This is a genomic window from Marinobacter sp. SS5-14b (assembly GCF_030541005.1).
In the GTDB taxonomy this organism is placed as follows: Bacteria; Pseudomonadota; Gammaproteobacteria; order Pseudomonadales; family Oleiphilaceae; genus Marinobacter.
Map to the genome: position 1 here is coordinate 311,074 of NZ_JASSVM010000003.1, position 26,552 is coordinate 337,625.

25 protein-coding genes are annotated in these 26,552 nt (G+C 54.6%); 7 read left to right on the forward strand and 18 right to left on the reverse strand.

Features of this window, described 5'->3' with window-relative positions:
- Positions 1 to 26: 26 nt before the first annotated feature.
- The 12 genes from QPL95_RS09075 to pilB all read right to left on the reverse strand — a co-directional run bounded on the left by QPL95_RS09075 (position 27) and on the right by pilB (position 14,102).
- The gene (locus tag QPL95_RS09075) at positions 27 to 923 is read right to left on the reverse strand and encodes an acyltransferase (RefSeq protein ID WP_303290662.1); all 897 of its coding nucleotides are present in this window, start codon (positions 921 to 923) and stop codon (positions 27 to 29) included.
- A 33-nt stretch (positions 924 to 956) separates the two neighbouring features.
- On the reverse strand, positions 957 to 1,883 hold the full coding sequence (locus tag QPL95_RS09080; protein WP_303290663.1) for a glucosaminidase domain-containing protein: 927 nt from the start codon (positions 1,881 to 1,883) through the stop codon (positions 957 to 959).
- Positions 1,884 to 1,944: 61 nt separating this feature from the next.
- The gene (locus QPL95_RS09085) at positions 1,945 to 4,152 is read right to left on the reverse strand and encodes a hypothetical protein (protein WP_303290664.1); all 2,208 of its coding nucleotides are present in this window, start codon (positions 4,150 to 4,152) and stop codon (positions 1,945 to 1,947) included.
- A gap of 122 nt (positions 4,153 to 4,274) precedes the next feature.
- Entirely contained in the window at positions 4,275 to 4,835 is a 561-nt protein-coding gene (locus tag QPL95_RS09090; protein WP_303290665.1) for a YfaZ family outer membrane protein, read from the reverse strand.
- A gap of 151 nt (positions 4,836 to 4,986) precedes the next feature.
- Positions 4,987 to 5,175, reverse strand: a complete 189-nt coding sequence (gene yacG / locus QPL95_RS09095) for a DNA gyrase inhibitor YacG (RefSeq protein WP_303290666.1) — start codon at positions 5,173 to 5,175, stop codon at positions 4,987 to 4,989.
- 38 nt (positions 5,176 to 5,213) lie between these two features.
- Positions 5,214 to 7,568, reverse strand: a complete 2,355-nt coding sequence (locus QPL95_RS09100; RefSeq protein WP_303290667.1) for a response regulator — start codon at positions 7,566 to 7,568, stop codon at positions 5,214 to 5,216.
- 43 nt (positions 7,569 to 7,611) lie between these two features.
- Positions 7,612 to 8,361 carry a tRNA (N6-threonylcarbamoyladenosine(37)-N6)-methyltransferase TrmO gene (gene tsaA, locus QPL95_RS09105; protein ID WP_303290668.1) on the reverse strand — a complete coding sequence of 250 codons (750 nt, stop codon included), beginning with the start codon at positions 8,359 to 8,361 and terminating at the stop codon, positions 7,612 to 7,614.
- Between the two features lies 1 nt (position 8,362).
- Positions 8,363 to 9,463, reverse strand: coding sequence for a hypothetical protein (locus QPL95_RS09110; protein ID WP_303290669.1), 1,101 nt, complete (start codon positions 9,461 to 9,463; stop codon positions 8,363 to 8,365).
- On the reverse strand, positions 9,450 to 10,049 hold the full coding sequence (coaE, locus tag QPL95_RS09115) for a dephospho-CoA kinase (protein ID WP_303290825.1): 600 nt from the start codon (positions 10,047 to 10,049) through the stop codon (positions 9,450 to 9,452). Before coaE ends, QPL95_RS09110 begins: the two co-directional genes overlap by 14 nt.
- 140 nt (positions 10,050 to 10,189) lie before the next feature.
- Complete coding sequence (locus QPL95_RS09120) at positions 10,190 to 11,065, reverse strand: A24 family peptidase (protein WP_303290670.1); 876 nt, start codon at positions 11,063 to 11,065, stop codon at positions 10,190 to 10,192.
- Positions 11,066 to 11,166: 101 nt separating this feature from the next.
- A complete protein-coding gene (locus tag QPL95_RS09125; RefSeq protein WP_303290671.1) occupies positions 11,167 to 12,387 on the reverse strand; it encodes a type II secretion system F family protein in 1,221 nt (406 codons plus the stop codon).
- A 2-nt stretch (positions 12,388 to 12,389) separates the two neighbouring features.
- The gene (gene pilB, locus QPL95_RS09130; protein ID WP_303290672.1) at positions 12,390 to 14,102 is read right to left on the reverse strand and encodes a type IV-A pilus assembly ATPase PilB; all 1,713 of its coding nucleotides are present in this window, start codon (positions 14,100 to 14,102) and stop codon (positions 12,390 to 12,392) included.
- Positions 14,103 to 14,467: 365 nt separating this feature from the next.
- Here pilB and QPL95_RS09135 point away from each other — a divergent pair, with 365 nt between their 5' ends.
- On the forward strand, positions 14,468 to 15,004 hold the full coding sequence (locus QPL95_RS09135; RefSeq protein WP_303290673.1) for a pilin: 537 nt from the start codon (positions 14,468 to 14,470) through the stop codon (positions 15,002 to 15,004).
- Positions 15,005 to 16,569: 1,565 nt separating this feature from the next.
- On the opposite strand, the gene QPL95_RS09140 is transcribed toward QPL95_RS09135, so the two are convergent.
- The gene (locus QPL95_RS09140) at positions 16,570 to 17,568 is read right to left on the reverse strand and encodes a transposase (protein WP_303290674.1); all 999 of its coding nucleotides are present in this window, start codon (positions 17,566 to 17,568) and stop codon (positions 16,570 to 16,572) included.
- Between the two features lie 120 nt (positions 17,569 to 17,688).
- Here QPL95_RS09140 and QPL95_RS18530 point away from each other — a divergent pair, with 120 nt between their 5' ends.
- The 3 genes from QPL95_RS18530 (at position 17,689) to QPL95_RS09150 (ending at position 19,088) form a co-directional block, all read left to right on the forward strand.
- Positions 17,689 to 17,958 carry a BrnT family toxin gene (locus tag QPL95_RS18530; protein ID WP_023011846.1) on the forward strand — a complete coding sequence of 90 codons (270 nt, stop codon included), beginning with the start codon at positions 17,689 to 17,691 and terminating at the stop codon, positions 17,956 to 17,958.
- Positions 17,942 to 18,250: a BrnA antitoxin family protein gene (locus tag QPL95_RS09145; RefSeq protein ID WP_303290675.1), complete on the forward strand. Its 309-nt coding sequence runs from the start codon at positions 17,942 to 17,944 to the stop codon at positions 18,248 to 18,250. Before QPL95_RS18530 ends, QPL95_RS09145 begins: the two co-directional genes overlap by 17 nt.
- A 139-nt stretch (positions 18,251 to 18,389) precedes the next feature.
- Complete coding sequence (locus QPL95_RS09150; RefSeq protein WP_303290676.1) at positions 18,390 to 19,088, forward strand: Fic family protein; 699 nt, start codon at positions 18,390 to 18,392, stop codon at positions 19,086 to 19,088.
- 46 nt (positions 19,089 to 19,134) lie between these two features.
- Here the strand turns inward: QPL95_RS09150 and QPL95_RS09155 are convergent, their stop codons facing one another.
- From QPL95_RS09155 to QPL95_RS09165, 3 genes are all read right to left on the reverse strand, one after another.
- Positions 19,135 to 19,416, reverse strand: a complete 282-nt coding sequence (locus QPL95_RS09155; protein WP_303290677.1) for a pyrimidine/purine nucleoside phosphorylase — start codon at positions 19,414 to 19,416, stop codon at positions 19,135 to 19,137.
- Positions 19,417 to 19,431: 15 nt separating this feature from the next.
- A complete protein-coding gene (locus QPL95_RS09160; protein WP_303290678.1) occupies positions 19,432 to 20,166 on the reverse strand; it encodes a DUF4013 domain-containing protein in 735 nt (244 codons plus the stop codon).
- Between the two features lie 100 nt (positions 20,167 to 20,266).
- Positions 20,267 to 21,292, reverse strand: a complete 1,026-nt coding sequence (locus QPL95_RS09165) for an alpha/beta hydrolase (protein ID WP_303290679.1) — start codon at positions 21,290 to 21,292, stop codon at positions 20,267 to 20,269.
- 424 nt (positions 21,293 to 21,716) lie between these two features.
- Between QPL95_RS09165 and QPL95_RS09170 the strand changes: the two genes are divergently transcribed.
- Complete coding sequence (locus QPL95_RS09170; protein ID WP_303290680.1) at positions 21,717 to 22,628, forward strand: PEP-CTERM sorting domain-containing protein; 912 nt, start codon at positions 21,717 to 21,719, stop codon at positions 22,626 to 22,628.
- 38 nt (positions 22,629 to 22,666) lie between these two features.
- On the opposite strand, the gene QPL95_RS09175 is transcribed toward QPL95_RS09170, so the two are convergent.
- Entirely contained in the window at positions 22,667 to 23,218 is a 552-nt protein-coding gene (locus tag QPL95_RS09175; protein ID WP_303290681.1) for a c-type cytochrome, read from the reverse strand.
- A 292-nt stretch (positions 23,219 to 23,510) separates the two neighbouring features.
- On the opposite strand from QPL95_RS09175, the gene QPL95_RS09180 reads away from it, so the two are divergent.
- Positions 23,511 to 24,872: an MBL fold metallo-hydrolase gene (locus tag QPL95_RS09180; RefSeq protein ID WP_303290682.1), complete on the forward strand. Its 1,362-nt coding sequence runs from the start codon at positions 23,511 to 23,513 to the stop codon at positions 24,870 to 24,872.
- A 70-nt stretch (positions 24,873 to 24,942) separates the two neighbouring features.
- On the opposite strand, the gene QPL95_RS09185 is transcribed toward QPL95_RS09180, so the two are convergent.
- A complete protein-coding gene (locus QPL95_RS09185; protein WP_303290683.1) occupies positions 24,943 to 25,587 on the reverse strand; it encodes a transposase in 645 nt (214 codons plus the stop codon).
- A gap of 187 nt (positions 25,588 to 25,774) precedes the next feature.
- On the opposite strand from QPL95_RS09185, the gene cysQ reads away from it, so the two are divergent.
- The gene (gene cysQ / locus QPL95_RS09190; RefSeq protein WP_303290684.1) at positions 25,775 to 26,542 is read left to right on the forward strand and encodes a 3'(2'),5'-bisphosphate nucleotidase CysQ; all 768 of its coding nucleotides are present in this window, start codon (positions 25,775 to 25,777) and stop codon (positions 26,540 to 26,542) included.
- Positions 26,543 to 26,552: the final 10 nt, after the last annotated feature.

A 26,552-nucleotide genomic window follows, 5' to 3' on the forward strand; every position in this document is an offset into this window, starting at 1 on the left:
GCCCCGGCGATGGTACCTGAGTGCCATCAGATTTCTGTTTTGATTTGCTCGATCAAGGCGTCTTTTTCAGCCCAGATGTCGCTCACCCAGCGTTGGAAGCTGGCTCGTAGCTCACGATCCCCCTCATAGTCCATGCCCAGAAATTGCGCCGGTACTTCACGGGTTCGGATATCAATAACAATCTTGTCTACACGCCCGCACAGGTAATCCCAAATGCCTGGCCGTCCCTTTGGATAAACGATAGTCACGTCGAGCATGGTGTGAATCATGTCACCCATGGCGCCAAAGACAAAGGCCGTGCCGCCTGCCTTGGGTTTAAGCAGGTTTTTATAGGGTGAATTCTGGCGCTGGTGCTTCTCCGGTGTAAACCGGGTGCCTTCCATAAAGTTGAAGATGGTCACCGGTGTGTAACGGAATTTTTCGCAGGCAGCTCGCGTTGCCTCAATGTCCTTGCCCTTGAGTTCCGGTCGCTTCGCGAGCTGCTCTTTGGTGTGGCGGTGCATAAAAGGAAAGTCCAGTGCCCACCAGGCAACACCCAGCAGGGGCACCCAGAACAGCTCCTTCTTGAGGAAGAATTTCAGCAACGGAATCTTGCTGTTCAGCACATACTGAATAGCGGTAATGTCAGCCCAGCTCTGGTGATTGCAGGTCACGAAATACCAGTGCTTTCGGCTCAAGGTCTGAGCGCCGCGAACGTCCCATGTCACCCTGTGGAAGGTTCGCATCAGGGTGTTGTTAAATCCGATCCAGTACCAAGCTATGCCATTGACCACGATCGTGCACGCCTTTCGAACCGAAATCATGGGCACAAACAACTTAATAATGGCAAACAGCAGAAGGAATGGCAGAAAAACCAGGGTGTTCAGCAAAATCAGCAGAATCACCAGGGCCCCTTTCAGAGGGGCGGGCAGGAAATCAAGCATGCATCAACGTCTCTGTGTCTTCAGGTCAAAGGGTCAGCTTTCAAAAGGCGTTACGCCACCTCCACCTGGCAGCAGCACCTTGGCGTCAAGTGCAGAAGCAAGCTGCCGGAAGAGCCCTGGGGTCCGGTCTTCCAACAGGGCCCGAAACTCCCGATCGTAGAATTCAAGGTTGTTGTAGCGAATCATGGCGCGAATTTCCTCAATGTAGTCCTCGCCCCGCTCAGAATAACCGAGCAACCCTTCCGCCATGTCAATTCCGGATAGCGGCCGTTCCGCCAGTCGGTCCTGGTGGCGGATTTCCCGAACCTTCTGGTAAGTGGGGTGGCGGTTGAGATTCTGGATGTACGAGCGTACGGAATAGTAAGGCGATGAGAATTTTGCGACTTCATGGCTGGCACCGTCTACACGGCTGAGCGGAACCAGGCCGCAGCCTTTGGAGAAGCACCACTGGCCAAACAGGTTGTTGCCTTGGGTGGCGAACCGGGAGGTGCCCCAGGCCGATTCATTGGCGGCCTGGGCGAGAATCAGAGAAGGGGGGATGACGTCCAGTCGCTTTTTCAGCAACGCAAGCTGGGCGTCGCTGCCGTTGGCGGCATCAACCCGAAGCCGGTCAGCCTGCTCCAGGAGCCACTTCAATTCCTTCCCGGAAAGCTCAGATTTGGCTTCAAGCGAGTCAAGATACTCCCTCTCAAGAAGTATTCGGGAATTGGCCAGCACAATTCTGGGGTACAGGAATGAGAAAAAAGCCACCTTACGTTCTGTGGTATCCCGGATGCCTGAGAAATCAGGAAGGGGGGCGTTGGCCCATGCGGGCAGGGACGGCAGCGATGCCAGGGATACCTCGTCACCGTCAGCATTTGCCCCTCCGTCCTGAGTGCCTGGCGGGACATACAGCGCCCCGGCGCCCGCAAACAGAATCAATGGAACACACAGCATCAGTGCCCGATGAACCGCCGTCATAAAAACCCTCGTTAAAATCGATATGGCTGAAATTATAACAGGTTATACGGCTTACGCCTGTTCACGGATTGGCGTTTGGGTCATTGGGTATCAGCGTGGCCATCAGCAGCCCGGTACGCGGATTGGTGGCTGAGCTGTCTTCAAGCACCAGGAACATCTGGTCGGCTTCCCCGGTGTAAAAACCCTGGAGCTCGACTCCGGAGCCTGTCAGGGTGACAGTGCCGTCGACCGCCGCGTAGGTGAAGGTTTCACTGAACGTGGTGCGTTTGGGGCTGGAAACCTGGCTTTCGGTCACAGTATGGCTAATCTGAAAGCCGGTTGCGCCGAGCGTTGCTTCGGTCCCGCTCGTCAGTTGCAGTAGCCCATTGTTGACCTGGTAGAGTTCGTTGGTGTTGTCGGTCATGCTGACGACAACCCCTTGCACCCGGTACTGGCCACCTTCCGGTAGGCTGGCCGTGGGTGCCTTGCCGGCAATCATCAGGCCGTCCCCAAGTTGACCGTCCAGGTTGAACGCCAGCAGGGAGCCGTCTGGGGAGGCGGCACCTTGTCCTACATCCGGTGTTGTGAAATCGGTTTCGGGGCAGGTGATGCACAGGCTTAGCCGACCCATGTGCCGGCTGCCACTGCTCAGCAGCGAAAGCCGGTTTGCTATGCGCAACGTTTGAGTGTCGGGTATCGCCGGGGGCGCGGTAACGCTTCCATCTGCTGCGCGACGAAGGGTGAAGGTGTCCGTGTTGGCATTTGCAAGCAACTCATTGTCTGAAGGGCTGCCAGCGCTCAAAGTGCCAGCACCGGTTTCAAAGACCACCGGATCTGTCTGGCCAAATTGACCCGACAGATAGACCACATTGTAGTCCCCTTGTACCTTGTTCAGATCAAAGTTCTCGCTGCGCAACAAATGCAGCTCAAATGCCGACAGGTAATGATTCTCCAGTGTGGCTCTTCGCTTCAGCTGTCCGCCTTCATTTTCGAGTTCAATCGCTTTTCCTGCAGTAAAATAGCTCGCCAACACGCGATCTGGCCCAGTTTGGGTGTCCAACGGTTCTGTTGTAAAGGCATCCAGGTAATAGGGGTTGCGGGTCCACCCGTTAATCTGGGCGGTGCCCTGGTCCGTTATGCTCTGATAAAGCGCCCGGCCGGCTAACAGCCTTGCGGAGCCTTCAACAGAGGACACTGGGGTAAGCGTTGCTGCACCGGGTGAGCTGGTGTGGGTGTTTCGTGCCCATGCCTTGGTGACAAAGCGGTCGTCGGCCGTGTGTGCGATGGTCTGTCGGTCGTAGGGGATATCCGTGGCCAGAGACGTTACGCTCAGCCCAAAAGCATTGAATGAGGTCAAGGTCAGGGCAGGATACAGAAAAGCCTTTCCACTGCTATCGCTCAGGTCTTCTTCCTGGGCGGTACGCACCCCCCACTGGCCCGCATTGGCGGTGCCGTCATCCCGGAATGTCTGCCCGAGTTCCAGCCCGAAGAATACCGAGTTGTAATCGGCGGAACTGGCGCTGATGCTGCCTGCCGAATCGCCGTCCAGTAGTGCATAGTCAGCCAGGTCGTCGATATAGGCGGCGAAGTCGACCCGCTCTTTTAGAAAGGTCAACGCTGTGTTGAGTTTGGCGTTACTGCCAATCTCAATTTCAAAGTCATGAACCTGGTCTGCCAGCGTGGCCCATACATATTTGTTCAGGCACAGCCCGCCGCCCGAGTCGTTCACACAGTTCATCACGGTTTGAAACTCACTGGCGCTATAGTTGCCCAGGGTTTCTTCCACGACATAGTGAGAAAACGGGTTTACCTTCACGTCGCGGTCGGAATCGGCAGCCAGGGCTTTCATGGTGATGCCGCCTCCGCCGTTCCAGGTGGCTTCAATCAGCACATCCGGCCCGACCGGCAAACCGTTCTCAAAGGTAATAATGACATGGCCATCTTCACCGCTTGAGGTGGTGTAGTTGATGTCGTCCAGTTTTTGCAGGGAATTGTTGGTTCGGTAGACCTGAACCCGATCCGGAATCACAATCCTCAGATTGCGCCGGGTGGCTTCGCCGTTCGGGGCGAAGGTGACAGGCACTTCCATGGTGACCCTGACCTGATTGGTCTCAAGCCCGACCGCGTTGCTGGAGTCGCCGGTGCTGCCGGTATTGAAGTCATCCAGCGCATTAATGGTATTGCCGAAGCGGTTGGGCATGTTTCGCGCGCCATCAATGGCGCTGTCACCACCGCCGCAGGCAGCAAGAATCAGAGAGGTAGAAAGCAGGGGGGCTAGTTTCAGTCTCATGCCGGGGCTTGTCCGTGTGAAGTGTAACGAAAAGCCTAACAGGTATTCAGAGTGAACGGCGTGAAGGAATGCACGAATAGGTTACCCGCGGGTTAAAGCGGGTAACCGTGAGACACTTGGCTTCAGAAGAAAATCTTCATGCCGGCCAGTACGCCTTCATCCAGATTGATATCCGGGTTGCCGGCAAAATCCAGCTCGGTGTTCAGGTAGCGGTAGCCCAGAAACACTTCCGCGTTGCGGATGACTCGGTAACTGCCACGCAACTCCAGGCTGGTCATGTCGTCGGAATCGCCGAACGACAGAATGCTTGGGGCATAGTGCAAGTTGCCTCCGAACGACAGGCCGGGCACATCCGGAATGTTGACCGTGGCGAAACCGCCGAGGCCGATGGCGCCGCCGTCCACCTGGTCGTCATCCCAGGCAATGCCGCGCATACCGATGCCAGCCGTTGTGGGCAAGTTACCCAGCGCGGTGCGGCCCTGTGCGTGAAAGTCTACATTGCCGATATGGCGGCTGCCTTCGCGATAGGTGTAGCCTGCACCCAGTTGTAACTCCTCTTGAGTGCCGAAGAAGTTTACCTGGCCTTTTACCGAATCGTTGGTCAGGCTCAGGTCCAGGTCGGCCGCCATCACGGGGGCAGTGGCCAGTGAGAGTGCCAAAGCAGAGATGCGGGTTATTCTCATGTTTACACCTTTATTGCTGTCATTAGTGAATGCATGGCGGGCAAAACCTGCCTGCATTAGCGATAGTTCTGACTGGGGACGATGGTAAACACCTGCTCTTAGCAGTACAACTTAAAAGCCTGTAAGCCGCGAGTAAGGCAGGGCCGGAGCGTTAATGGTGAGTGGTTTCACCGCCCTGGTCCAGGTCGTCTGGTGACGCATTCTCTGCAGGCACACGGTATTCCTCATTGGCCCAGGCGCCAAGATCGATCAGTTTGCAGCGCTCGGAACAAAAAGGTCGCCAGGGGCTGGCATCCGACCATTCGACGGTTTTCCTGCAGGTGGGGCATTCAACATTCATGGCTGTGGGTCCGGGCTGTGTGAATCAACTGCCAGCGCTCAGGTTGTGGCAGCGGCGTGGCAGTATTGTTCCAGCACTGCCCGTAGCATTTCAAGGTTGACAGGCTTTGCCACAAACGCATCCATTCCGGCGGCCCGGCATTGCTCTTCGTCTTTTTCCATCGCGCTGGCGGTCAGTGCGACCACGGGAACCCTGGGCTGATTCTGCTCCAGCTCCCACGCCCGAAGCTTTTGGGTGGCCTCGAAACCGTCCATCTGAGGCATCAGGCAATCCATAAAAATGAGATCAAACCGGTGTACCTGCCACAGTGAGGTGGCCGCCCTGCCATCGTTGGCGGTCATCACTTCACAGCCCAGCTTTTCCAGAAGCCGTTTGGTTAATGTCCGGTTTACCGGGTTGTCCTCCACCAGAAGAACCCGCATCCGGCCGCAGGGCAGGTCCCGTCGAACGCTGCCGGAATCGCCCATAGTCTGCAAAGAAAAACGCGTGAGGAAGCGTCGCTCCTGCTTTTCTTCGTCGCTGAACAGTTGGTTAAGAATCGGGATCAGGTAAGACTCCCGTAATGACTTACTCAGGAAGGCATCTGCGCCTGCCTGGCGGAAATGCTCGGCATCGCCCCGTTGGGGGTTGGACGACAAGATCAGCAGCCGGGTATCGCCCCACACGGCGTTACTGCGAATCTGTCGGCACAGAAGGTCACTGTCCATGTCTGGCACAAAACCATCGAGAATGATGGCATGGTATGGCTCACCGGCGTCATAGGCCTGCCGCAGAGAGGTCAGCGCCTCACCGGCCGATTTGACGGCTTCAATCTGAATGTCAAAGCGCGACAGCATCTCAAGGGTGATTTTCCGGGACAGCTCATAGGAGTCCACCACCAAGATCCTGCGGCCGCGAACCTTTCGGGAGTCCGGGCGAACCTTGGCGGAACTGTCGCTGGATTCCTGCAGATTTAATTCAACCCAGAAGGTTGAGCCCTCACCGGGCCGGCTCTCGACATCCAGGGAGCCACCCATTAAGTCAATCAGTTGCCGGCAGATGGTCAGCCCCAGCCCCGCACCGGGTAACTGACGCTTGAACCGCTGGCCCAGCTGCACATAGGGTTCGTAAACCAGAGGCAGATCTTCCGGGTTAATACCTTCGCCGGTATCTTCCACGGCAAGCCGCACGCGCACCTTTCCCTCTTTGCGTCCCAGCACTTCAGCGCTGATCAGTACATGGCCGGAATCGGTAAACTTGATCGCGTTGGACAGCAGATTGAGCAGTACCTGACGGATGCGCACAGGGTCTCCTGCCACCGCCCACGGCAGATCTTCGTCGACCCGCATTTCCAGAGCCAGGCCCTTCTCTCTGGCGCGGGAGCCAAGCATATGGATCAGGTCGTTCAGGGTTTCCCGAAGATCAAACGGTATCTCTTCCAGTTCCAGTTTCCCCGCCTCCATACTGGAAATGTCGAGAAGGTCGTTAATGATCGCAGACAGGCTTTCAGACGCATTGAGCAGCGTGCCCACGTACTCACGTTGCTCCTGATCGAGTGGTGTATCGGTCAGCAGGTTGGCGTAACCCAGTACCGACTGAAGGGGGATGCGCAGTTCATGGCTTACATTGGCCAGGAACTGATTTTTGGCATGGTTTGCGCGCACCGCTTCGTCTCGCTCGCCTTCGGTTTTCAGGGTGTTCTGGCGTAATGAGCGGGTATCCTCGAGAATCTGTAGGCGCATTTTGTTCAAAGCCTGTTCAAGCTCTGATAACTCGTCGGGCTTGCGGGGTGTCTTTCGTCGCAGTTTAAGTGGGTCTACCAGAGCATCAAGATTCAGTTTGGCGGCATAATCAGCCATGGATTCCAGGTGCCTCGACAGGGCGAATCGTACAATTAAGAGCAGCCCCAGTGTGCCCAGCATCACGACAATGGACTGAAACAAAAGGTTAAGAAGGGCTCGGTCGCGGATGTCGTTGTAGACGGTATCGACCGAGGACACCACCGTCAGCTCGCCAACCGGCTGGGGGCGATCGAAGCTTGAACGGTTGAACTCAAGGGGGAAAGACTGGGAAATGACCCGGCCTTCAGGGTAGGTGCCGGCGCTGAAATCTTCACCGGTTGAGGTGATGACCCGCGCAAACTGAACCGAAGGCATGGTAAGCAAATCATCGAGGCTGTCGGCTACCTCGCTGTAATTCAAGACCCAAAGGTTTGAGCTCATGGTGCCGGAGATCAACTCGGCAGCGCGAACCTGGTTAGCTTCAAGCTGCGTTTTCTGACGGTCAAACTCGCCAATCATCTGAACGCCAGTCGCCACCAGTGACAGCACAAGGCTGTACAGAAGCACCCACCCCAACAAGCGAAGAGCCAGCGGGCGAACACCCCAGCGCTTTAGGTACTGGTTTGAAGGCAAGGCACGAGTTCCCTGTGTCGACTACAAAATCACCAGCGGCAGTTTAACAGACAGATACCACTTCCACACACACCTTTCCGTTCTCGGCCAGAAACCGGAAGCGCACGTTCAGGTCATACAAATGAACGCCGTAAATCCGTTCCTCATCGCGCCCCCTTCGGAAGGAAGGGCGGGGGTCATAGCTCACCACATCCTCGATCAGTCCCCGAAGATCCGGGTAGGCCTCGGTAGACAGAGCGGACAGATTCGTTTCCGCCTCCGGGCTGAAGTGTACTTCCGCTCGTTCCACCGGGCCGGAATCCGCCCAGCCGAGTGACGCACCGGGTATGGAATCCGCAAACGGCAGGTAGGGTTTGATATCCAGAATCGGTGTACCGTCGATCAAATCGTGGTCTCGAATTTTGAGCACCAGCCGCCCGTTTTTTCGAGCGATGCCTTCGTTACGCACGACGGACAAGCCAAGACTGTTGGGCCGGAAAGGCGAGCGGCTGGCGAATACGCCCATTTTCTTGTTACCACCTAAACGTGGGGGGCGCACCACCGGCCGCCATTCGGCCCGAATCGCTTCGTGAAACTGAAAGGTCAGCCACAGGTGGCTTGAGGTTTCCAGTCCCCGGAAGGCGTCTTCCCGGTCGAATGGCGGTTCGATCACCAGGTCGGCATGAGCGTGCCGAGTCAGTCCCGGCTGGCGAGGTACCCCGAATTTGTCCTTAAAACAGGATTGGGTGTAGGCAATGGGCGTAAGTGTAAGGGCGTCGGCTGCCGGTTTGCTTTTGTGTCTGGGTCGGGTCATCTCAGTCTCTGTCAATCGTGCCGGCAAAATACATCTCGATGCGGAAGATCAGTGAGGCTTGGTCTTTGAAACTTTCCTCCCGGGGAAACTCCAACGCGGGAATCAGTTCTGCGAACAGCCAGTCCTCATAGGCGCGATATCGCCAGGTTATATCGGCAAAATAGTTTGTGGTACGCCAGGTTGGCTGGCTTTCCCCCAGGATGCCGATGCGTGGGGCAATAACGGACCTCGGGCTTACCCGTTTTCGCACACTGAAAATCTGCGCGGCGGCGAATTTTTTGTCGCGATGAATCCACTCCAGTTCAGAAGAGGTGTAAAAGTGCCAGTCATTCCAGACCGGCCTGTCGGCGCCCAGCCAGGAGCGGGAACCCCAGCCGCTCTGGTGATAATAGTAAACCCGCTGCTGAACATTCAGGGCCCAGTTGGTATCTACCTGCCACCCTTTGCGGGCGGTTAAACGCCAGAACGCTTCCGGAGGCAGGCGCAGGCGACCACCGACATCCATTGAAAGATTGATGGCATCACCCACATCGGTCAGGAATCGTAACGCACCAGTAGTGTCGGTATCCGAGCGTTCCGGCTCAGTCAGTTGTCGGTCTCTCTCTCGTTCCGCAAGGGGAATCTGCTCCTCACTCTCGCTCTCGATAACCAGTCGCAACTTTTCTTTGGTAGTGGGAACATCCAGTCTGAAACGTACTTCGGGCTTGAACTGAGCCGGATCGCTGTATTCGGATTCCGCGGCGAAGCCCATTCGGAGATAACTCTCATTGTTTGGTAAAGCGTGCCGGGAGCCCGATAAGGTTCTGTCGGCCCAGGCGCCGATATTTTGCACAGTGCCACCATGACGGCGCTCCTGGCGAATCACCCAGTTGGTGAAGTTCATCCACCAGGAGTCTACCGGCTCAGCCCAGTAATCATCGGGTTCAAACGTATAAAACGAAACCGGCAAACGGTAAGGCGACAGCACCTCGGCTACCGTGCTGGCCCGAACAGTTACAACCGGTTCGGCACTAAGGGCAAAGGGAGAGGCTGCCAGGAACAGTGGCAGAAAGAAGATACAACGGGTGAGGTGGTGCAGCGGAAGCCCCTTAACTGAACTCAAACAGGAACCGATTATGCAACTCACAAACCTGACGCTCAACCTCATTCAGTGGACGGTTGTTATCAATAATAGCATCTGCCTGCGAGCGCCGATCTTCCCGGGCCATTTGCGCTGCCATAATGCGCTCAACCTGCTCGCGTGAGTTATCGTCCCGAGCCATGGTGCGTTCAATCTGAACCGACTCCGGAACGTCGACCACGATGATTTTGGCGGCCAGGCCCCGTTGGTCAGTCTCTAACAGCAGAGGCGAAACCAGCAATACGTAGGGTAGGGGGTAGTCTTCTGGTTGCAATTGCCGAACCAGCTCCTTGCGAATAACCGGGTGTAGCAACCGTTCAAGCCAGATCCGCTCATCCGGCTCTGCAAAAACTTTCTGGCGCAATGCTGCACGGTTCAGCGAACCGTCCGCCATAAGCACCCCTTCGCCAAAGTGCTCAGCAATAGCTGCTAACGCCGGCATGCCAGGCTCAACCACGTCCCGGGCAACATCATCCGCATCCACCCAGTGCACACCCAAATCCCCGAACACGCGCACCACCGTAGACTTCCCGGAGCCAATGCCTCCGGTCAACCCAACAATCTTCAAGCCAGCCACCAAACACTCCAAACCAAAACGGATGCAAAGGGGTCAATTGCGCCATGCCAAGACGGATACAAAGGGGTCTGACCCCTCGGGGTCAGACCCCACCCAAATCAACCGCCAATCACCATCTGGCTTCCTGGCAATCAAACTCCAAGAAACCCAAACCAAAACGTCTGAATTTCTCCACCAAACCACAAGCAAACCACCCCGGCCACTGCCAGATAAGGCCCGAAAGGAATAGGCACCTCCCGCCCATGCTTTCTGAACACCATAAGACTGATGCCAACAATGGCCCCAACCAGTGACGAAATCAGAATAACCGCTGGCAGCAACTGCCACCCAAGCCACGCTCCAAGCGCGGCAAGCAACTTGAAATCCCCATGGCCCATACCTTCCTTGCCAGTCACGAGCTTGAACAGCCAGTAAACCGACCAAAGCGAAAGGTATCCGGCAACAGCGCCCCAGAAGGCACTGGCAAAGTCCGTCAGCACGCCAAAGTAATTCAGCACCAGCCCCAACCACATCAGGGGCAGCGTCATGTTGTCCGGCAGGAGTTGCGTATCAAAATCGATCACGGTCAAGGCAACCAGAGACCAAATCAGCAGCAAAGCCCATAAAGCAGCCTCTGACGGCCCCAGTAGCGCAACCGTGGCGACAGAGACTAGAGCGGTGAGCGCTTCAATGACGGGATATCGAGCGGAGATCGGGGATTTACAGGAGGCGCACTTGCCTCCCAGCATCAACCAACTGATCACCGGAACGTTCTCCCAAGGCCGGATTTTGTGGCCACACGAAGGGCACGTGGAGGCCGGAGAGGATAGGGTGATTGTAGAATCCTTGGTGCGGTCACCCTCCGGAACCTCCAGAAACTCTTCGCACTGGCAGCGCCACTCCTGTTGCATCATCTTCGGAAGGCGCAGGATAACGACGTTCAGGAAGCTGCCTATGCAGAGGGAGACGATGGTGACGGTTGGGTAGAGCAGCCAGGGGGTTGAGAGGAAAGTGTCGAGTGTGGGCATTGATGTGCTCGGTTGATCTTGCGGTGGTGTTTGGGGCGGTTCAGGCCCCTCCGTTGTTTTGTCGGGAGGGGCTCCAATAAGCGTGACGCCGGGATGAGTGGTTAGCCGACAACCTGGCCCATCTGGAAGATCGGGAGGTACATTGCAATGATCAAGCCGCCTACCAGAACGCCCAGAACGGCCATAATCATGGGCTCCATGAGAGCCGTCAGGTTGTCAACCATGTCATCTACCACGGCTTCGTAGTGCTCGGCTACTTTGGCCAGCATTTCGTCCAGGTTACCAGACTCCTCACCGATCGCTGTTAATTGAACCGCCATCACAGGGAATACATCTTGTTGGCGCATTGAGACCTGCAACTGGGTCCCGCTGGACACGTCATTCTTGATGTTCATAATGGCGTCCCGGTACACCGCGTTACCGGTTGCACCTGCAACCGAGTCCAGCGCGTCAACCAAAGGAACACCCGCAGCAAAGGTGGTGGAAAGTACCCGGCCGAATTTTGCGACCGCGGATTTGTCGAGGATCTCGCCAACAACTGGAAGCTTCAGCACGTATTTATCAACAATATCCGAGAACTTTTGTGAGCGGCGCTTGAACTCCTTAAAGAGGAATATGGTACCTACGATGCCGAGGAGGACGACAAACCACCAGGTCTGAAGCCATTCAGAAAGCCTTACTACCATTTGGGTGAAAACAGGGAGTTCCGCGCCAAAGCCTTGGAATAGGCTCTCAAATTGAGGGACTACCTTGACCAAAAGGATTGCTGTCACCACAATCGCAACCACAACAACCGCAATTGGGTAGGTCATGGCTTTCTTGACCTTTTTCTTGAGCAGCTCTGTTTTTTCAAGGTAGGTTGCAATTCTGTCAAGCATGGCCTCCAGTGCACCCGCTTGTTCGCCGGAGTCCACCAAGTTGCAGTACAGGTCATCAAAGTGCTTCGGGTGTTTGCGAAGAGCGGAAGCGAAGCCGGAGCCGGACGAGATGTCGTTCCGTATTGCCATCACCAGCTCTTGCAAACCTTTGTTTTCAAGGCCGTCAGCCACAATGTCGAAGCTTTGCACCAATGGCACGCCGGCTTTCATCATTGTGGCTAATTGACGAGTTAACATGGCGATGTCAAATGGCGTAATTTTTTTGCTGCCACCAAACAACGGTTTTGACTTTTTCTTCACCTTGTCGGGAATGATCCCCTGCTTACGAAGCTGAGCTTTAACCAGCGCCATATTGGAGCCGTTAAGTTCACCTTTGGCTTTGTTACCCTTCCGGTCTTTGCCTTCCCAAACGTACGATTCCAGCTTCTGTGATTTTTCTGCCATGCTTAATCCTTCGTCACGCGGTTGGCTTCTTCAAGGCTCGTCACGCCCTGCATAACTTTCATGAGGGCCGATTGCCTGAGAGTGCGGAAGCCTTCCGCCTGAGCCTGTTTTGCAATTTTAATCGAACTGGCTTCTTCCATAATCATGTTTGCCAGCTCGTCGGTAATCTTGACCACCTCGTAAATACCAACGCGGCCTTTATATCCTCCAGTGCATTTATCACAGCCCTTAGGGCGGAACAACGTAAAGCCTGTATCAATTTGTTCTTGTGTGAACCCTTCCGTCAAAAGCACGTCTTTCGGGATGTCTGCGGGCTGTTTGCAACTACACAGTCGGCGGCCGAGTCGTTGAGCAATGATCAGGCTCACGGAGGTGGCGATGTTGAAGGCGGGCACCCCCATGTTCATCATCCGCGTCAGGGTTTCAGCGGCACTGTTGGTGTGAAGGGTAGACAGAACCAGGTGCCCGGTTTGGGCCGCCTTGATTGCTATGTTGGCGGTTTCCAGGTCTCGAATCTCACCTACCATGATGACGTCCGGGTCTTGCCGCAGGAAGGCCCGCAGTGCTTCGGCGAAACCGAGGCCCACTCTGGTGTTCACGTTGACCTGATTGATGCCCTCCAGGTTGATTTCAGCCGGGTCTTCAGCGGTGGAAATGTTGATGCCTGGCGTGTTCAAAATATTAAGGCCGGTGTAGAGGGAAACTGTTTTACCGGAGCCTGTCGGACCAGTCACCAGGATCATGCCCTGCGGCTGTGCAAGCGCATCCAGGTATAACTTCTTCTGGTCTTCTTCGTAGCCAAGTACATCAATCCCTAATTTCGCTTGGCTGGGGTCAAGAATCCGCAATACAATTTTCTCACCCCACAGCGTGGGCAGGGTGTTTACCCGGAAATCGATGGCCTTGGTTTTGGACAGCTTCATCTTGATCCTGCCATCCTGGGGCACTCTCCGCTCCGATATATCCAACTGGGCCATGATCTTCACCCGAGCTGAAATTTTCGGCGCAAGCTTAATCGAAGGGCGAGAAACCTCTTTCAGAATGCCGTCGGTCCGGTAGCGAACCCGATAGGTTTTTTCATAGGGTTCAAAGTGTATGTCTGAAGCGCCACCACGGATGGCGTCCAGCAGCATTTTGTTGACGTATTTTACAATAGGGGCATCGTCAACTTCGGCTGTAGACGCCGTGCTGTCCTCGTCGCCTTCGCCCCCTTCCGTTTCTACGCCTTCCAGGTCGGCATCGTCCAGATCGCCCATCGTGTTGTCCTGGGACTCCAGATACTTATCGATGGCAGCTCGCAGCTTGGCGTCGTCAACCAGAACCGCATCCGTGCTCAGCCCCGTGTTGAACTTGATTTCATCCAGTGCCTGAATGTTCGTCGGGTCTGAAACAGCAATAAACAACCGGTTACCTCTTTTGTACAGAGGTAGGGCGTTGTGTTTGCGGATCAGCTTCTCGTCAACGGACTTCTCCGGCATCATTTCGGGAAGGAACGAGTCCAGATCCAGTACCGAAACGCCAAACTCCATGGCTGCTGAAAACGCCAGCTTGGAACTGTCCGCCAGATCGTTCTGGGTCAGATAGGTGATGAGAGGAATGCGGCTCTGAGAGGCCTGAATAAAGGCATCTTTTGCGATGTCTTCGTCTAGAAGCCCATCATCCACAAATCGACGGGCCAGGCCCGTAAGCGTTACGTTTCGGTTGCTGCTCGCCATAAATGCTCTGAGGAAAGTCTTATAAGTGGCTGAATCTCGGATTTATGAACCAGAGTTTAGATGGATGACCCTGCTTTGGAAAGCGGGGTGTGTCTCAGGTTTGATCTTTCTCAGAGACATGCAGATAAAAGTGGCCTGTCTGAAATTGCCGGCTTGGGTGACGGAAATTGTCACCTTTGGGCGGGGAGGGGCACCAGGGTTTGGGTGTGTGGACTGGCGTGGTTGGCGTTTTTTGATTTAAGTCACTGTGTGAACGCTGATTTTTAACATTTTCTTGCAATTGGCATGGTGCCTGCTTAAGTTACACCACGCTCAGCGCGGAAACGGGGCAACGCTCCACCGCCCCGGAGCTGGATAAACGAAAAATGACAACTCTTGAGGTTGATAACATGCAAAAGATTCAGATGAACAAAGGTCAGCAGGGTTTTACTCTGATTGAACTGATGATCGTTGTGGCGATTATTGGTATTTTGGCGGCTGTGGCTATACCGGCGTATCAGGATTATACCATACGGGCCAAGGTCTCTGAGGGATTGACGCTTTCGTCATCGCTGAAAACGGCTATTACAGAGACATTTCAGAGCCGTGGGCCTGGGACTATGGTCTGCTCGACTAAGGTTGAATGTGATGCGATAGGGGCTACTTTGCTTGATACAAACGCATTGACTGGTAACGCGAACGTGGCGTCTGTGCTGAGTGACACTAAAGGCGTGATTACAATTAGCTATAAGACGTCTGTTGTGCCAGCGGCTACTAATACACTGCTTCTGACTCCGGTTGAGGGTGACGGAACTACAGTGCTTGAGTTGGATAATGTTGCTAACGCTGGAAAGCAGGTGAGTTGGAGCTGTAGCATCAATGGCACACTTGAAGACAAGTACCGCCCAGCTAACTGCCGTTAATAAAGATCCAAAGCTGATCATGGACAGGCACTGAAGTTGATCATGGACAGGCACTAGCCTGACCAGATCCCCAAAGGCCCGGTGGTTTCGACCCCGGGCCTTTGTCACTGATCATGGACAGGCACTAGCCCAGGCTGATCATGTAATGATTGATCATGGACAGGCACTAATGATCATGGACAGGCACTCGCCCTGATCATGGACCAGATCCATCATGGACAAGATCCATCATAAGAAGAAAATAATCATGGACAGGCACAGCTAGCTTAGCCTGACTTGATTCCCAAAGGCCCGGTGGTTTTCGAACCCCGGGCCTTTGCTGTTTCGAGCCTGACCGTGGACAGGCACTAGCCTGACCGGATCAATCATGGACAGGCACTAGCCTGACCAGATCCCCAAAAAACTGGACAATAATCATGGACAGGCACTAGCCTGACCATCATGGGCAGGCACTAGCCTGACCAGATCCCCAAAGGCCCGGTGGTTTCGACCCCGGGCCTTTGTCGTTTCTGGCTTTCGGTTTTACAAAAAAATTGATCATGGACAGGCACTAGCCAAACTGATCATGGACAGGCACTAGCCAAACTGATCATGGACAGGCACTAGCCAAACTGATCATGGACAGGCACTAGCCAAACTGATCATGGACAGGCACTAGCCTGACCAATGGACAGGCACTAGCCTGACCAGATCCCCAAAGGCCCGGCGGTTTCGACCCCGGGCCTTTGTTGTTTCTGGTTTTCGATTTGCTGCGTCTAATTCGGGGTTATGACAAAACGGCGGCGGCATTCCACCGTGAATTGTGGAAATCTGCCGATTTCAGGCGAGCGACGTCCTCGGCGGGCGCGCCGATAGTCTGATTTGAGAAAGAAGGGGAGGGAGCCTAAGCCGCTCGTCGTCGCCGTCCAGGATTTCGGTAATCCTGATAGCTATCTTCAAAGGCTGTCGCCCGGTGGCACCACCGTTCCGGGTCCAGATTCAGCCGTTCCAGAATCGGCAGCGCGTTTTCGTCAATAGCGCCCCGTTTGTCACTCCGGCTGATCCGCCCGGTGCAATCCACCAGTTCCAGGTAATCTTCAAAGCTGAACAGTATTCCGCGCTGAAAACCATTCCGAATGACTCCCTCAAAACCCAGTAGCGGTTTTAACGGTACCGCAAAATCATTCAGTGCCTGCTGTTCCGTCTGTCGTGCAATGGCTTCCGCCAGATTGAAGCTAGGATGAATGCGTTCCTTGATGCTGGTGTGTTCAGCTGATCATGGACAGGCACTAGCCTGACCGCAGTAGTCAATAAAGCATTTTTCACCGGCCTTGTGGATCTGGCGCATGGAGCGCTTTTAGCTGATCATGGACAGGCACTAGCCTGACCAGATTCTCAAAGGCGCGGAGGTTTCGACCCCGGGCCTTTGTCGTTTCTGGCTTTCGGTTTCACTGCGTCTATTTCGGGGTTATGGCGAAACAGCGGTGCTATCCCACCGTGAATTCTGGAAATCTGCCGATTTCAGGCGAGCGACGTCCTCGGCGTGCGCGCCGATAGTTAAATTTGAAAAAGAAGGGGGAGGGAGTCTAAGCCGCTTGTCGTCGCCGTCCAGGATTTCGGTAATCCTGATAGCTATCTTCAAAGGCAGTCGCCCGGTGGCACCACCGTTCCGGGTCCAGATTCAGCCGTTCCAGAATCGGCAGCGCGCTTTCGTCAATGCAGCCGCGTTTGTCGCTCCGGCTGATCCGCCCGGTGCAATCCACCAGTTCCAGGTAATCTGCAAAGCTGAACAGGATGCCTCGCTGGAAGCCGTTTCGAATCACGCCTTCAAAACCCAGCAGCGGTTTTAACGGTACCGAAAAATCATTCAACGCTTGCTGTTCCGTTTGCCGTGCAATGGCTTCCGCCAGATCGAAGGTAGGATGAATGCGTTCCTTAATGCTGGTGTGGTCGGAAGTCTCCGGTGTCTCTGCCATGGCGGCGCGGATGGGATTCAGGTCGACGTAGGCCATGCAGGAGAGAAGGGCTTCTTCGGTGTCCAGGGCCTGGGATTTGAACCTACTCTCCCAGAAATGGCCCGTGCACTCATCTTCCCGGTTGGCCTGCCTCGCAATTGGTTCATTCAGGCATTTCATAAACCAGCTCAAATCCGCCAACCGCTGCCGGACGGTTTCCGCGTACGCCTCCACTCGCCGAAGCTCTGCAGCACACAACTCGTCGCCCCGATGATATCGCTGTACCAGTGGAGGCCCTTTGTAAAGGCTGCACCAGCGCGCCAGCACCTCATCCATGCTCCACGGCTCTATGTCATCCGGGCTGAGTTTCACCACCAGGTGATAATGATTCGACATCACCGCATAAGCGGCCACATCTACCGCAAACACTGATGCCAGAAGCCGGATTCGCTCTTCAATCCAGCCCCGCCGGTGTTCATAACAGCGCCCGGTGGCGCGGTCTTTTCCGCAGAGGAAGGTGCGGCGCACGCAGCGTGAGATCACGTGGTAGAAGGGGGTGTCTGAAACGCTGACCAGTTCTGCTCTGGCTTTGGGCATGGTGAAGTCCTTGTCTTCCGTGACTGTTGACATGCTCATATCATGCATCAATAATTCGGATCTGTATAGATGTACAGTATTTTGGTGTTTTAGTGTGTTTCCCTTATTTCTGCTATTTCTCAAACTCTATTTTTGTATGTACAATAAATCCAGATGAATATTGAATTCGATCCAAGGAAGGATGAGAAGAACACTGAAAAGCACGGTGTTTCGTTAGCTGATGCCGCCAGGCTCGAATGGGATTGGGTGTGGGCTATGGAGGATTTTCGTAATGATTATGGCGAGCGCCGAATGATTGGGTATGGCCCCATAGGCGATCGTGTCTACTGTGTTGTTTACACAGAGCGAAAAGGCATCCGCCGCATAATCAGTCTTCGAAAGGCAAATCGTCGGGAGGTGAGGCTTTATGCAGACAAAATCTAAATCAGGTCGGAAGTTTACACTGCCTTCGAGCGATGAAGAGTCAGGCATTAACGAGGGGATTGCACAAGACGCAGATACACGCGAGCTCACGGAAGAAGAGTTCCGCCGGTTGCGTCCGGTTGGTCGGCCAAAGGCAGAGGTTACGAAGGAGCGGATAACTATCAGACTTTCACCGGAGGTCGTTGAGCAGTTTCGCGCCACAGGCAGCGGCTGGCAAACCCGAATGGACAAGGCGCTTCAGGAGTATCTGAGAACTCACAGTCAGTCGGATCTTGAGAGACTGGGGTGCTGAGCTGAACGGGTGATCATGGGCACGTGAACTGGACAACGAACAAATGCCGTGATGGACAGGCGCGCCTCAGCAGGAGTGTCGGATCATAATAGGCAACCTGCTATACTCTTGCTCGGTCAAAATCTTTTCTGGAACTCTTATGCCTGCTGCCAGCGACACTCATTGGTCTATGTCGCCGAATCGGGGAAAAGCATTAATGCTGACCCAGCGAGTGGTGTCGGTTTTTGTTTGCGACGCAGTTCGGTTGGAGGGCATTAACTTTACCCTGCCAGAGGTGCAAACCCTTCTTCAGGGCGTGACCGTGGGCGGGCACAAGCTGAGTGACCAGCAAATAGCGGTCAATCAAGGTGAAGCCTGGAAAGCCCTCTTCCGGATGATTCGCGAAAGGCAGTTTGAGCTAAGTCGCACATGCGCCGCCGACTTGCATGCGATTGCCGCCAAGGAGGAGGCTCTGGAGTGGGGTTGTTTTCGAACTGGCTCGGTGCTGATTGCGGGTACAGACTACTTGCCACCCCGTGCACAAGAACTTCCGGAATTATTCGATGACATGATCTCGCGAATCCGAGAGATCGATGATATTTACGATCAGGCCATTCATATTTTTCTCACCATGGCTCGTTGCCGGTTTTTTTATGGCGTCAATAAACGTATGGGTCGGTTCATGATGAATGGCAACCTGCTGAATAACGGCTATCCAGCTATTAATGTTCCTGCTTCACGCCAGCTGGAGTTTAACGAGCTTATGCTCGAGTTCTACGAATCCGGTGATCAGGCTGCCATGAATGCATTCGTCCGAAGCTGCATGGATGATCGCGCCGTTCTCATTATGAAAGAATGATGGGGTCAGACCCGGGGTCTGACCCCAACCTTCATCGCCAGCTCTCTTATTCGTAAGTACAAAAATACGCCGTATCCATATCCGCCTTAACCTTGAAGCTGGTATTGGCTTCCACTTCAAAAGCGTCGCCAGCTGCAAAACGAGCCCAGCTCTCACTGCCCGGCAACTGCACAGTCAGCGCACCACTCACAACGGTCATCACTTCTTTTTTACTGGTGCCGAACTCATATTCACCCGGGCTGATCACGCCCACGGTGGCAGGCAAAGACTCACCCTGAAAGCCGATGGATTTCACCTTGCCGTCAAAGTATTCGTTTACGTTCAGCATAGCCATAACTCCTGGTCATTTGTAATAAGCAAGCGAGGCGCTCGATTTTATCTTCAGCGCTAATTCGCCAAGCTCATGGGCGGTCGCCACATAGAAGAAGGTTACCGTCACCAGAGGAATCAGAATCACCCCGACAAACGATGCCGCCAGCAGTAAGTCGATGACAACAACACTGATAACAAACAGTATCCACATCAGAAAGAAGTGGGTAAACAGACCGATGTTGCTCATGACGAAATAGAAATTCGGTAAAAAGCCAAAAAGCTTTCTCCAATCCCCGGATAAAACATAACGAACCATTCCGCATTGAAACGTTGGTGCTGAGATCAGCGCCCAGGTGCTGTACACCATAAAGACGGTCAAAAGATCAGAGCCTACATCCTGAACAAAAGCTTCCACCCCTTCGGTAAAAAGCAAATGGATATCTGAAATCCAGTCAACAATTCCCGAAACTCCCAGAACACGGCACACTATCCATGGCACCAGAAAGTAGACGAAGAGCGCGGACCATAGAATCGCGCCGCGCTTGAGCCACAAAATAATATTCACGGGTGGAAGATCATTTCGCCCCTCTGCGATGCTGTGAACCATTTCAAAACGCCAGCCTTTGAGTAAAAGCAGGCTAAGAATGCCTATGATCGGTATAAGCGGGGCAAGAAAAATTGGCCAGATTCTGACCGGCCAATTCTTGTAATCGAAAACGTAGGTAAGACTCTTCTGAAACCGGGTGATGATGTTGTCTTGCGTCATGGCGAGCCGGGTTGTCGACTTTGCAGGGGATGTTGGGCTGCGAAGAATAAGGGCATGCCGGTGTCTGGTCAATACACCGGCCCTGCCCAAAATTGAGGCTTCAATTCAACCGCTGGGCCAAAGCCCCCAAACCTCTCCGCAAAAACAAAGCTGCATCTTTCACCGTTTCTTCGGGCAATTCCTCCATCGGTATATGCCCCACCGTCGGGTAAACAACCAGTTTGGCCTGCGGAATATCCGCCATCCACTTTTCTGAAAGCGCCAACGGTACCCAGGCATCATCCTCACCCCACATAAGCAGAGTTTCGGCGGTAATGCGCTTGAACGGCGGCGGGTCGAAGTTTTCCGCTCGGGCTTCGATCATTTTCAGGGTCTTGATATACAAGGGCTTGGCACCCGGGCGCATGTTCATGTGAACGTAGCGGAAGTAGTCCTCATCATCAATACGGTCAGAATCACCGTAAACCCAGGCCAGGTTCAAAGTTACCGCCCAGGCGGGCTGAATGTATTGGCCAACAAAGGCCACTGGCGCGAAGGTGCCTACGCTCAAAATCCATGGGGTGTCCTGAGGGTAGCCGAAGGGGTCAAGCAAGATGAGCTTGTCTACCCGGCCCGGATGGCGGGCGGCGTACCGGGCCGCGATGTAGCCGCCCAGTGAGTTACCGGCCAGCGACACCGTGTTCAGGTCCAGTTTATTTACGAAGCCTTCGAATGCATCCAGGGCGTGCTCTTCATTAAAATCGTCAAGCTCCTCAGGGCCGCCGGTCAGGCCGAATCCTGGCATATCCAGGGCAATCACCCGGTGGGTTTTCGACAGCTCTTCTGTCCAGTCATCCCAGGTTTGCAGCGCTGAAAAAATCCCGTGCATCAGAATCACGGTGTCGCCCTGGCCACGGTCCTGGTAGTGAATGTTGTAGCCATTCACCTTTACAAACTTTGAATGCTCGTTGGTGTAACGATCCTTCAGATCGTCCATCTCCATGCTGACCAGACCGCCCCAATGGCTCAGGGTAGGGCTTGCCTTCATCGACGCTCCGATAGGGGAGCAGCCAGACAGCGCAACAATAACCAGCAGAATGGCCAGCAACGGGAACAGACGGGGCAGTGAGTATTCGGAAACGCGCATCAGGCAAACCTTCCTGGTTCAATCAATCGTGTCGCCAGCTTCCCAGCTAACCGCCATGCTGCCATTGACGTAAGTGCCACTGATTGCGGTTATGGCAGGTCAAATACCCGTAAAACGCTGAAAATAAAAAGATAAAAAGCTTTCGCTTTCTTCGGTAAATGGCTCAGCCTGTGCGCTGTATCACAGCCGAACAGTGCGGGGTCAGACCCGGGGTCTGACCCCGGAACAGACCCCGGAACATTTGGTGCGGTGAAATGCACTGGGGTCTGACCCCGCATCAAGCTGTCAAGTCACTTTACACATTGTTCTTTTTCTGATCGGTAGAAGCGTTGTAACTGTTTGAGTTGTCAATTTAAAGCGGGCGTTGGCAAGAAATGCGCTTAAAAACGGATGTAATGTTCACATATTTAAAAGGAGTTTTACCATGAACAAAAAATGGATTGCGGTTCCCGCTAGTGTTGCTGCTGCAGTGATGATGAACACCGCCGCAGTTGCTGCGCCGATTACGGCCGACGTGGTTTTTCTGGTGGATGAATCTGGCTCCATGAGCGGCGAGCACACATGGCTTGGCAACATGATTGCCAGCCTGGAAAGCGGTCTGCAAGGGCAGGGCGTAGGTGTGTCGGAGGCCAACCGGTATTCACTGGTCGGCTTTGGTGGGTCCAATAATCAAAACCACCTCGACCCACACTCGCACGATATGGACGCTGGGACCGGTGGTAATCAGGCGTGGGGTAGCTCCACTCAGTTTGCGTCTGCTACTTCGAGCCTGGTCACAACCGGTGGCACTGAAGATGGTTGGAACGCTCTGGATTGGGCTATTAACAACCTGAACTACCGTGGCAATGCGGCAGTCAACTTCGTTCTGGTTACCGATGAAGACCGTGACAACACCAACGGCGCTCTTAACAAGCCGGGCCTGCTCTCTGGCCTGAATGGCCTGAATGCCTTGCTGAACGTTGTGGTTAACAACAACTTTGGTTGCGGTGTGTCTTCTGGCAATGCCATCGGTATCGACAGCGATGACAACGGCTTCCAGGCCGATGGCGCTGGTGGCTTCACCAAGTGTGAAGGCGCGGGTGTTATTGGCTCTGGTGCCGGTACCACGAAGTCTGATTACATTGACCTGGCACTGGACTCCGGCGGCGCAGCCTGGAACCTGGGCATCCTTCGTCAGGGTGGCAACAACGCGGCGTCCTTTACCAGCTCGTTCGTAGATACCAAGGTTCAGGAAATTACCGAGCAACCGCCGGTATCCACTGTTCCCGAACCCGGCACCCTGGCGCTTCTGGGCCTCGGCCTGACTGGTCTGGCCTTCCGTCGCAGGAAAGCCTAAATCCGATTGGGGTCAGACCCCGGGTCTGACCCCAATTCTTATCGGGTTGTGAGATAAGCGGCAAGCGCCTTGATATCTTGCTCTGTCAATACGCCGGCAATGCCTATCATTGGCGTGTTGTGTTTTGTTGGGTCCATCCCCTTGAATCGATTTAGCGCAATTTCCAGGTATTCCGAAGGCTGCCCGGCCAAGCGCGGCATATCCTGAAAACCCTGGGCTTCTCTGCCATGGCAAGCGGCACAGCGTGTGCCAAACAGCGCTTCTCCGGTCGCAATTCGGGCTGAGTCAGTATTCGTGCGGGCTTTTGCCGTCTGCTGACTGAAATACACTGCAATATTGATCCGCTCCTCCAGTGACAACGTTTTTGCCAGCTTGGACATCACATAATCTTCGCGGGTGCCATCACCGAATTTCTCGAACTGATTGAACAAGTATTGCGGATGCTGTGCCGCCAAATTGGGAATGTAATCGCGCTTGCTGTTGCCGTCTTCTCCGTGACAGTAGCCACAAAACCGAATGCGCTCATGCCCGGCCTCGTAACTGGCTTGCCGTTGCTCCTCATCCGCCATAATCGCCTTCAACTGCTCCATCGCATCATCGCTTGAATCTGCATGCGCATACATCGAGCACCCAAGGCCCGCCACCAACATCAGACTTCTCACCCAAGGACTGCAAACCATAAGGCACCCTTACTGCTCAGGAAAACGCGAAGCCTAGCTCCAGCGGAAAAGCCAAATCTTGAGAAAGATCAATAAAAACCGAATTGGGGTCAGACCCCCGTGCATTTCACCCCGCCAAATGCACAGGGGTCGGGTCCCGGACCTGACCCCATTCCTGATTTTGCGTTAAGCTAAAGGCTTATGAACTAGCCAAGGATTTGCTATGAAACTTCGCTTCCTCGGTGGTACGGGCACGGTTACCGGCTCTCGCTACCTGCTTTCTGATGACCGCCACCGATTGCTGGTGGATTGTGGGATGTATCAGGGTGTGAAAACACTGAGGCGGCGAAACTGGGCGGCGTTTCCGGTTGATCCGTCCACCATTGATGCCGTGGTGTTAACCCACGCGCACATCGATCACTCAGGTTACCTTCCAGCACTGGTGAAAAACGGTTTCAAGGGCAAGATTTACTGCACCAAAGCCACTCATGAGTTGTGCAAAGTGCTGTTGCCGGATGCGGGCTTCCTGCAGGAGGAGGATGCCAAGTACGCGTTCCGGAAAAAGTTCTCCAAGCACGAAAAGCCAGAGCCGCTGTTCACCGAAAAAGACGCCTGGGAAGCGTTGAAGCATTTCGAGTCGCTGCATTACCACGAGACATTCGAGCCGGTGAAAGGGTTTGAAGTGAGTTTTACACCAGCGGGGCACATTCTCGGGTCATCCTGCGTGCACGTTCGCCACAGCGAAAGCCAGCGAACGGTGGTGTTCAGTGGCGATGTGGGGCGGCAAGACGACATCATCATGCGCCCACCGGAACCCCTTCAGCATGCCGATGTGCTGGTGTGCGAATCCACCTACGGTGACCGCGCGCACAGCGATTCAGACCCGGAAAGTGAATTGGAGGAAGTGATCACCAAAACCGCAGCCCGTGGCGGGATCACCCTCATGCCGGCCTTCGCTGTGGGCCGCGCGCAAATGCTGCTTTATGTGGTGCACAAGCTGATGGGGCAGGGCCGCATTCCCAAACTGCCGGTTTACCTGAACAGCCCGATGGCCATCAAGGCAACGGAAATATTCTGCAAGCACCACAAAGAACACAAGCTTAACGGCAGTCAATGCGAGCTGATTGACGACAAAACCCAGTTTGTTCGCACCGTTGAGCAGTCCATCGAACTGGATGCAGTGCGCTTTCCGTGCATCATCATCTCGGCCAGCGGCATGGCATCCGGTGGCCGCGTTCTTCACCATCTGAAAACCCTGTTGCCAAACCCACGCAACAGCATTGTCTTTGCAGGCTTTCAGGCGCCTGGCACCCGTGGCGATGCACTAGTGAACGGTGCTGAGTCGGTGAAAATTCACGGTGAATACTGGCCAGTGAAGGCCGAAATTCATAACCTCGCGTCCATGAGCGCCCACGGCGACTACCGTGAAATACTCACCTGGCTTGAACAGGGCAGCCTGAAGCCCGAAAAAGTCTACGTGACCCACGGCGAAGCCGTTGCCAGCGACACCATGCGAAAACGCATCACCGAAAAGTTCGGCTGGGACGCAGAAGTGCCAGACCTCTTCGAAGAAGTCGAAATCTAGTGGGGTCAGACCCGGGGTCAGACCCCCGGGCATTTGGAGCAGAGAAATGCACCGGGGTCTGCCCCCCCCTTCAGGCGAAGCGAGCTTGCATCTCTTCCTGAAACTCGGCGGAGCCCAGGGGTTTCCCGGCAATGGCGGTGTAGTGGATCAGTTCGTCGAGCTCTTTGGGCATAGGGGTGCCCACAAAGTTCCGGTAGCTCTCGCCGCGTCGGTCCGGGTCTGGCTGGAATTCAAGGTAACTAAGGTGAGGGCTGTGAATCGATGATCCCATCCCGTAAGCATGGCAACGATAGCTGGACCATTGGTAGTCCCCGGCGTATTCAACCATGCCAGCCTTCACCGGGTTCAGTTCAATATAACGTTGGCATTGCAGTAAATAGCTCTCAGTATCCACCAGGCAAGACTTGAACCGGCCTTCCCACAAGGTGCCGGTGCGCTCGTATTTGTGGTTGAAGTATTGAGCATAAGCCTGCCCGACCGATTTCATGAACCCGGAAAGCGCATCATCCGAGTGGGGCGTAACCAGCAGATGGGTGTGGTTGGTCATGAACACCCAGGCATGAATATCCAGCTTATACTTCTTCAAATACCGCGTGAGCAGCATCATATAAGTGGCTTTGTCTGCAAAATCCTGAAAACACAGTTGCCGGTTATTCCCCCGCTGAATCACATGCTGGGGCATACCGGCCGGACAAATCCTGGGGCGGCGGGCCATCTCACATTCCTTGTGAAGTATATTGGTGTATTGAAAGTGCAACAATCTGCCCCAACTCGCCAGAAATTTCAAGTTGGGGTCAGACCCGGGACCCGACCCCGGAGCATTTTGCACCGTGAAATGCGCGGGGGTCTGACCCCAAAGTTTGTTACTATAATCCGAAAAGGCAGCCAGGCAGGACGCAACCATGCATTACAGCTCAATACTTCCAGATGTGATTAAAGTGGCGGATGAAGCCAGCGAGAAAGTGCTGCACATCTATCAATCGGATTTCAAGGTCAACTACAAGGAAGACCACTCGCCGATCACCGCTGCAGACCTGGCCAGCCACGAAATCATCATGAAAGGGCTGCGCAGCATCAGCCGGGACATTCCGATCCTGTCGGAAGAGGGTGCAGAAATTCCGTGGGAAGAGCGCAAACACTGGCGCCGTTTCTGGCTGATCGACCCCATCGACGGCACCAAAGACTTCACCCAGCGCAGCGGCGAATTCACCGTTAACATCGCCATGATCGAAGACGGCGTTCCGGTGATGGGCGTGGTCACCGCCCCGGCACTAAAAGAAGCCTTCTGGGGCATCAAAGGCGAGGGTGCTCACAAGCGTGACCGAACGGGTCGCATCCATCGCATCCGTGTAGCCGAACCCAAAGACACCAAACGCGTGGTTGCCAGCAAAAACCACCTGAACGACGAAACCCGCGCCTTCATCGAAACCCTGGGCGAACACGACACCGTTCAGGCCGGCAGCTCTTTGAAATTCTGCCGAATCGCCGAAGGCCACGCCGACATCTACCCCCGCATGGGCCCCACCTGCGAGTGGGATACCGCCGCCGCCCACGCCATCCTCCTGGCTGCCGGCGGAAAAGTGCAAACCCTGGAAGGTAAGCCCCTGCAATACGGCAAAGAGGGTGTATTAAACCCGCACTTTATCGCGGCAGGTAGCTGGTACTTTTGAGCAGTGGGGT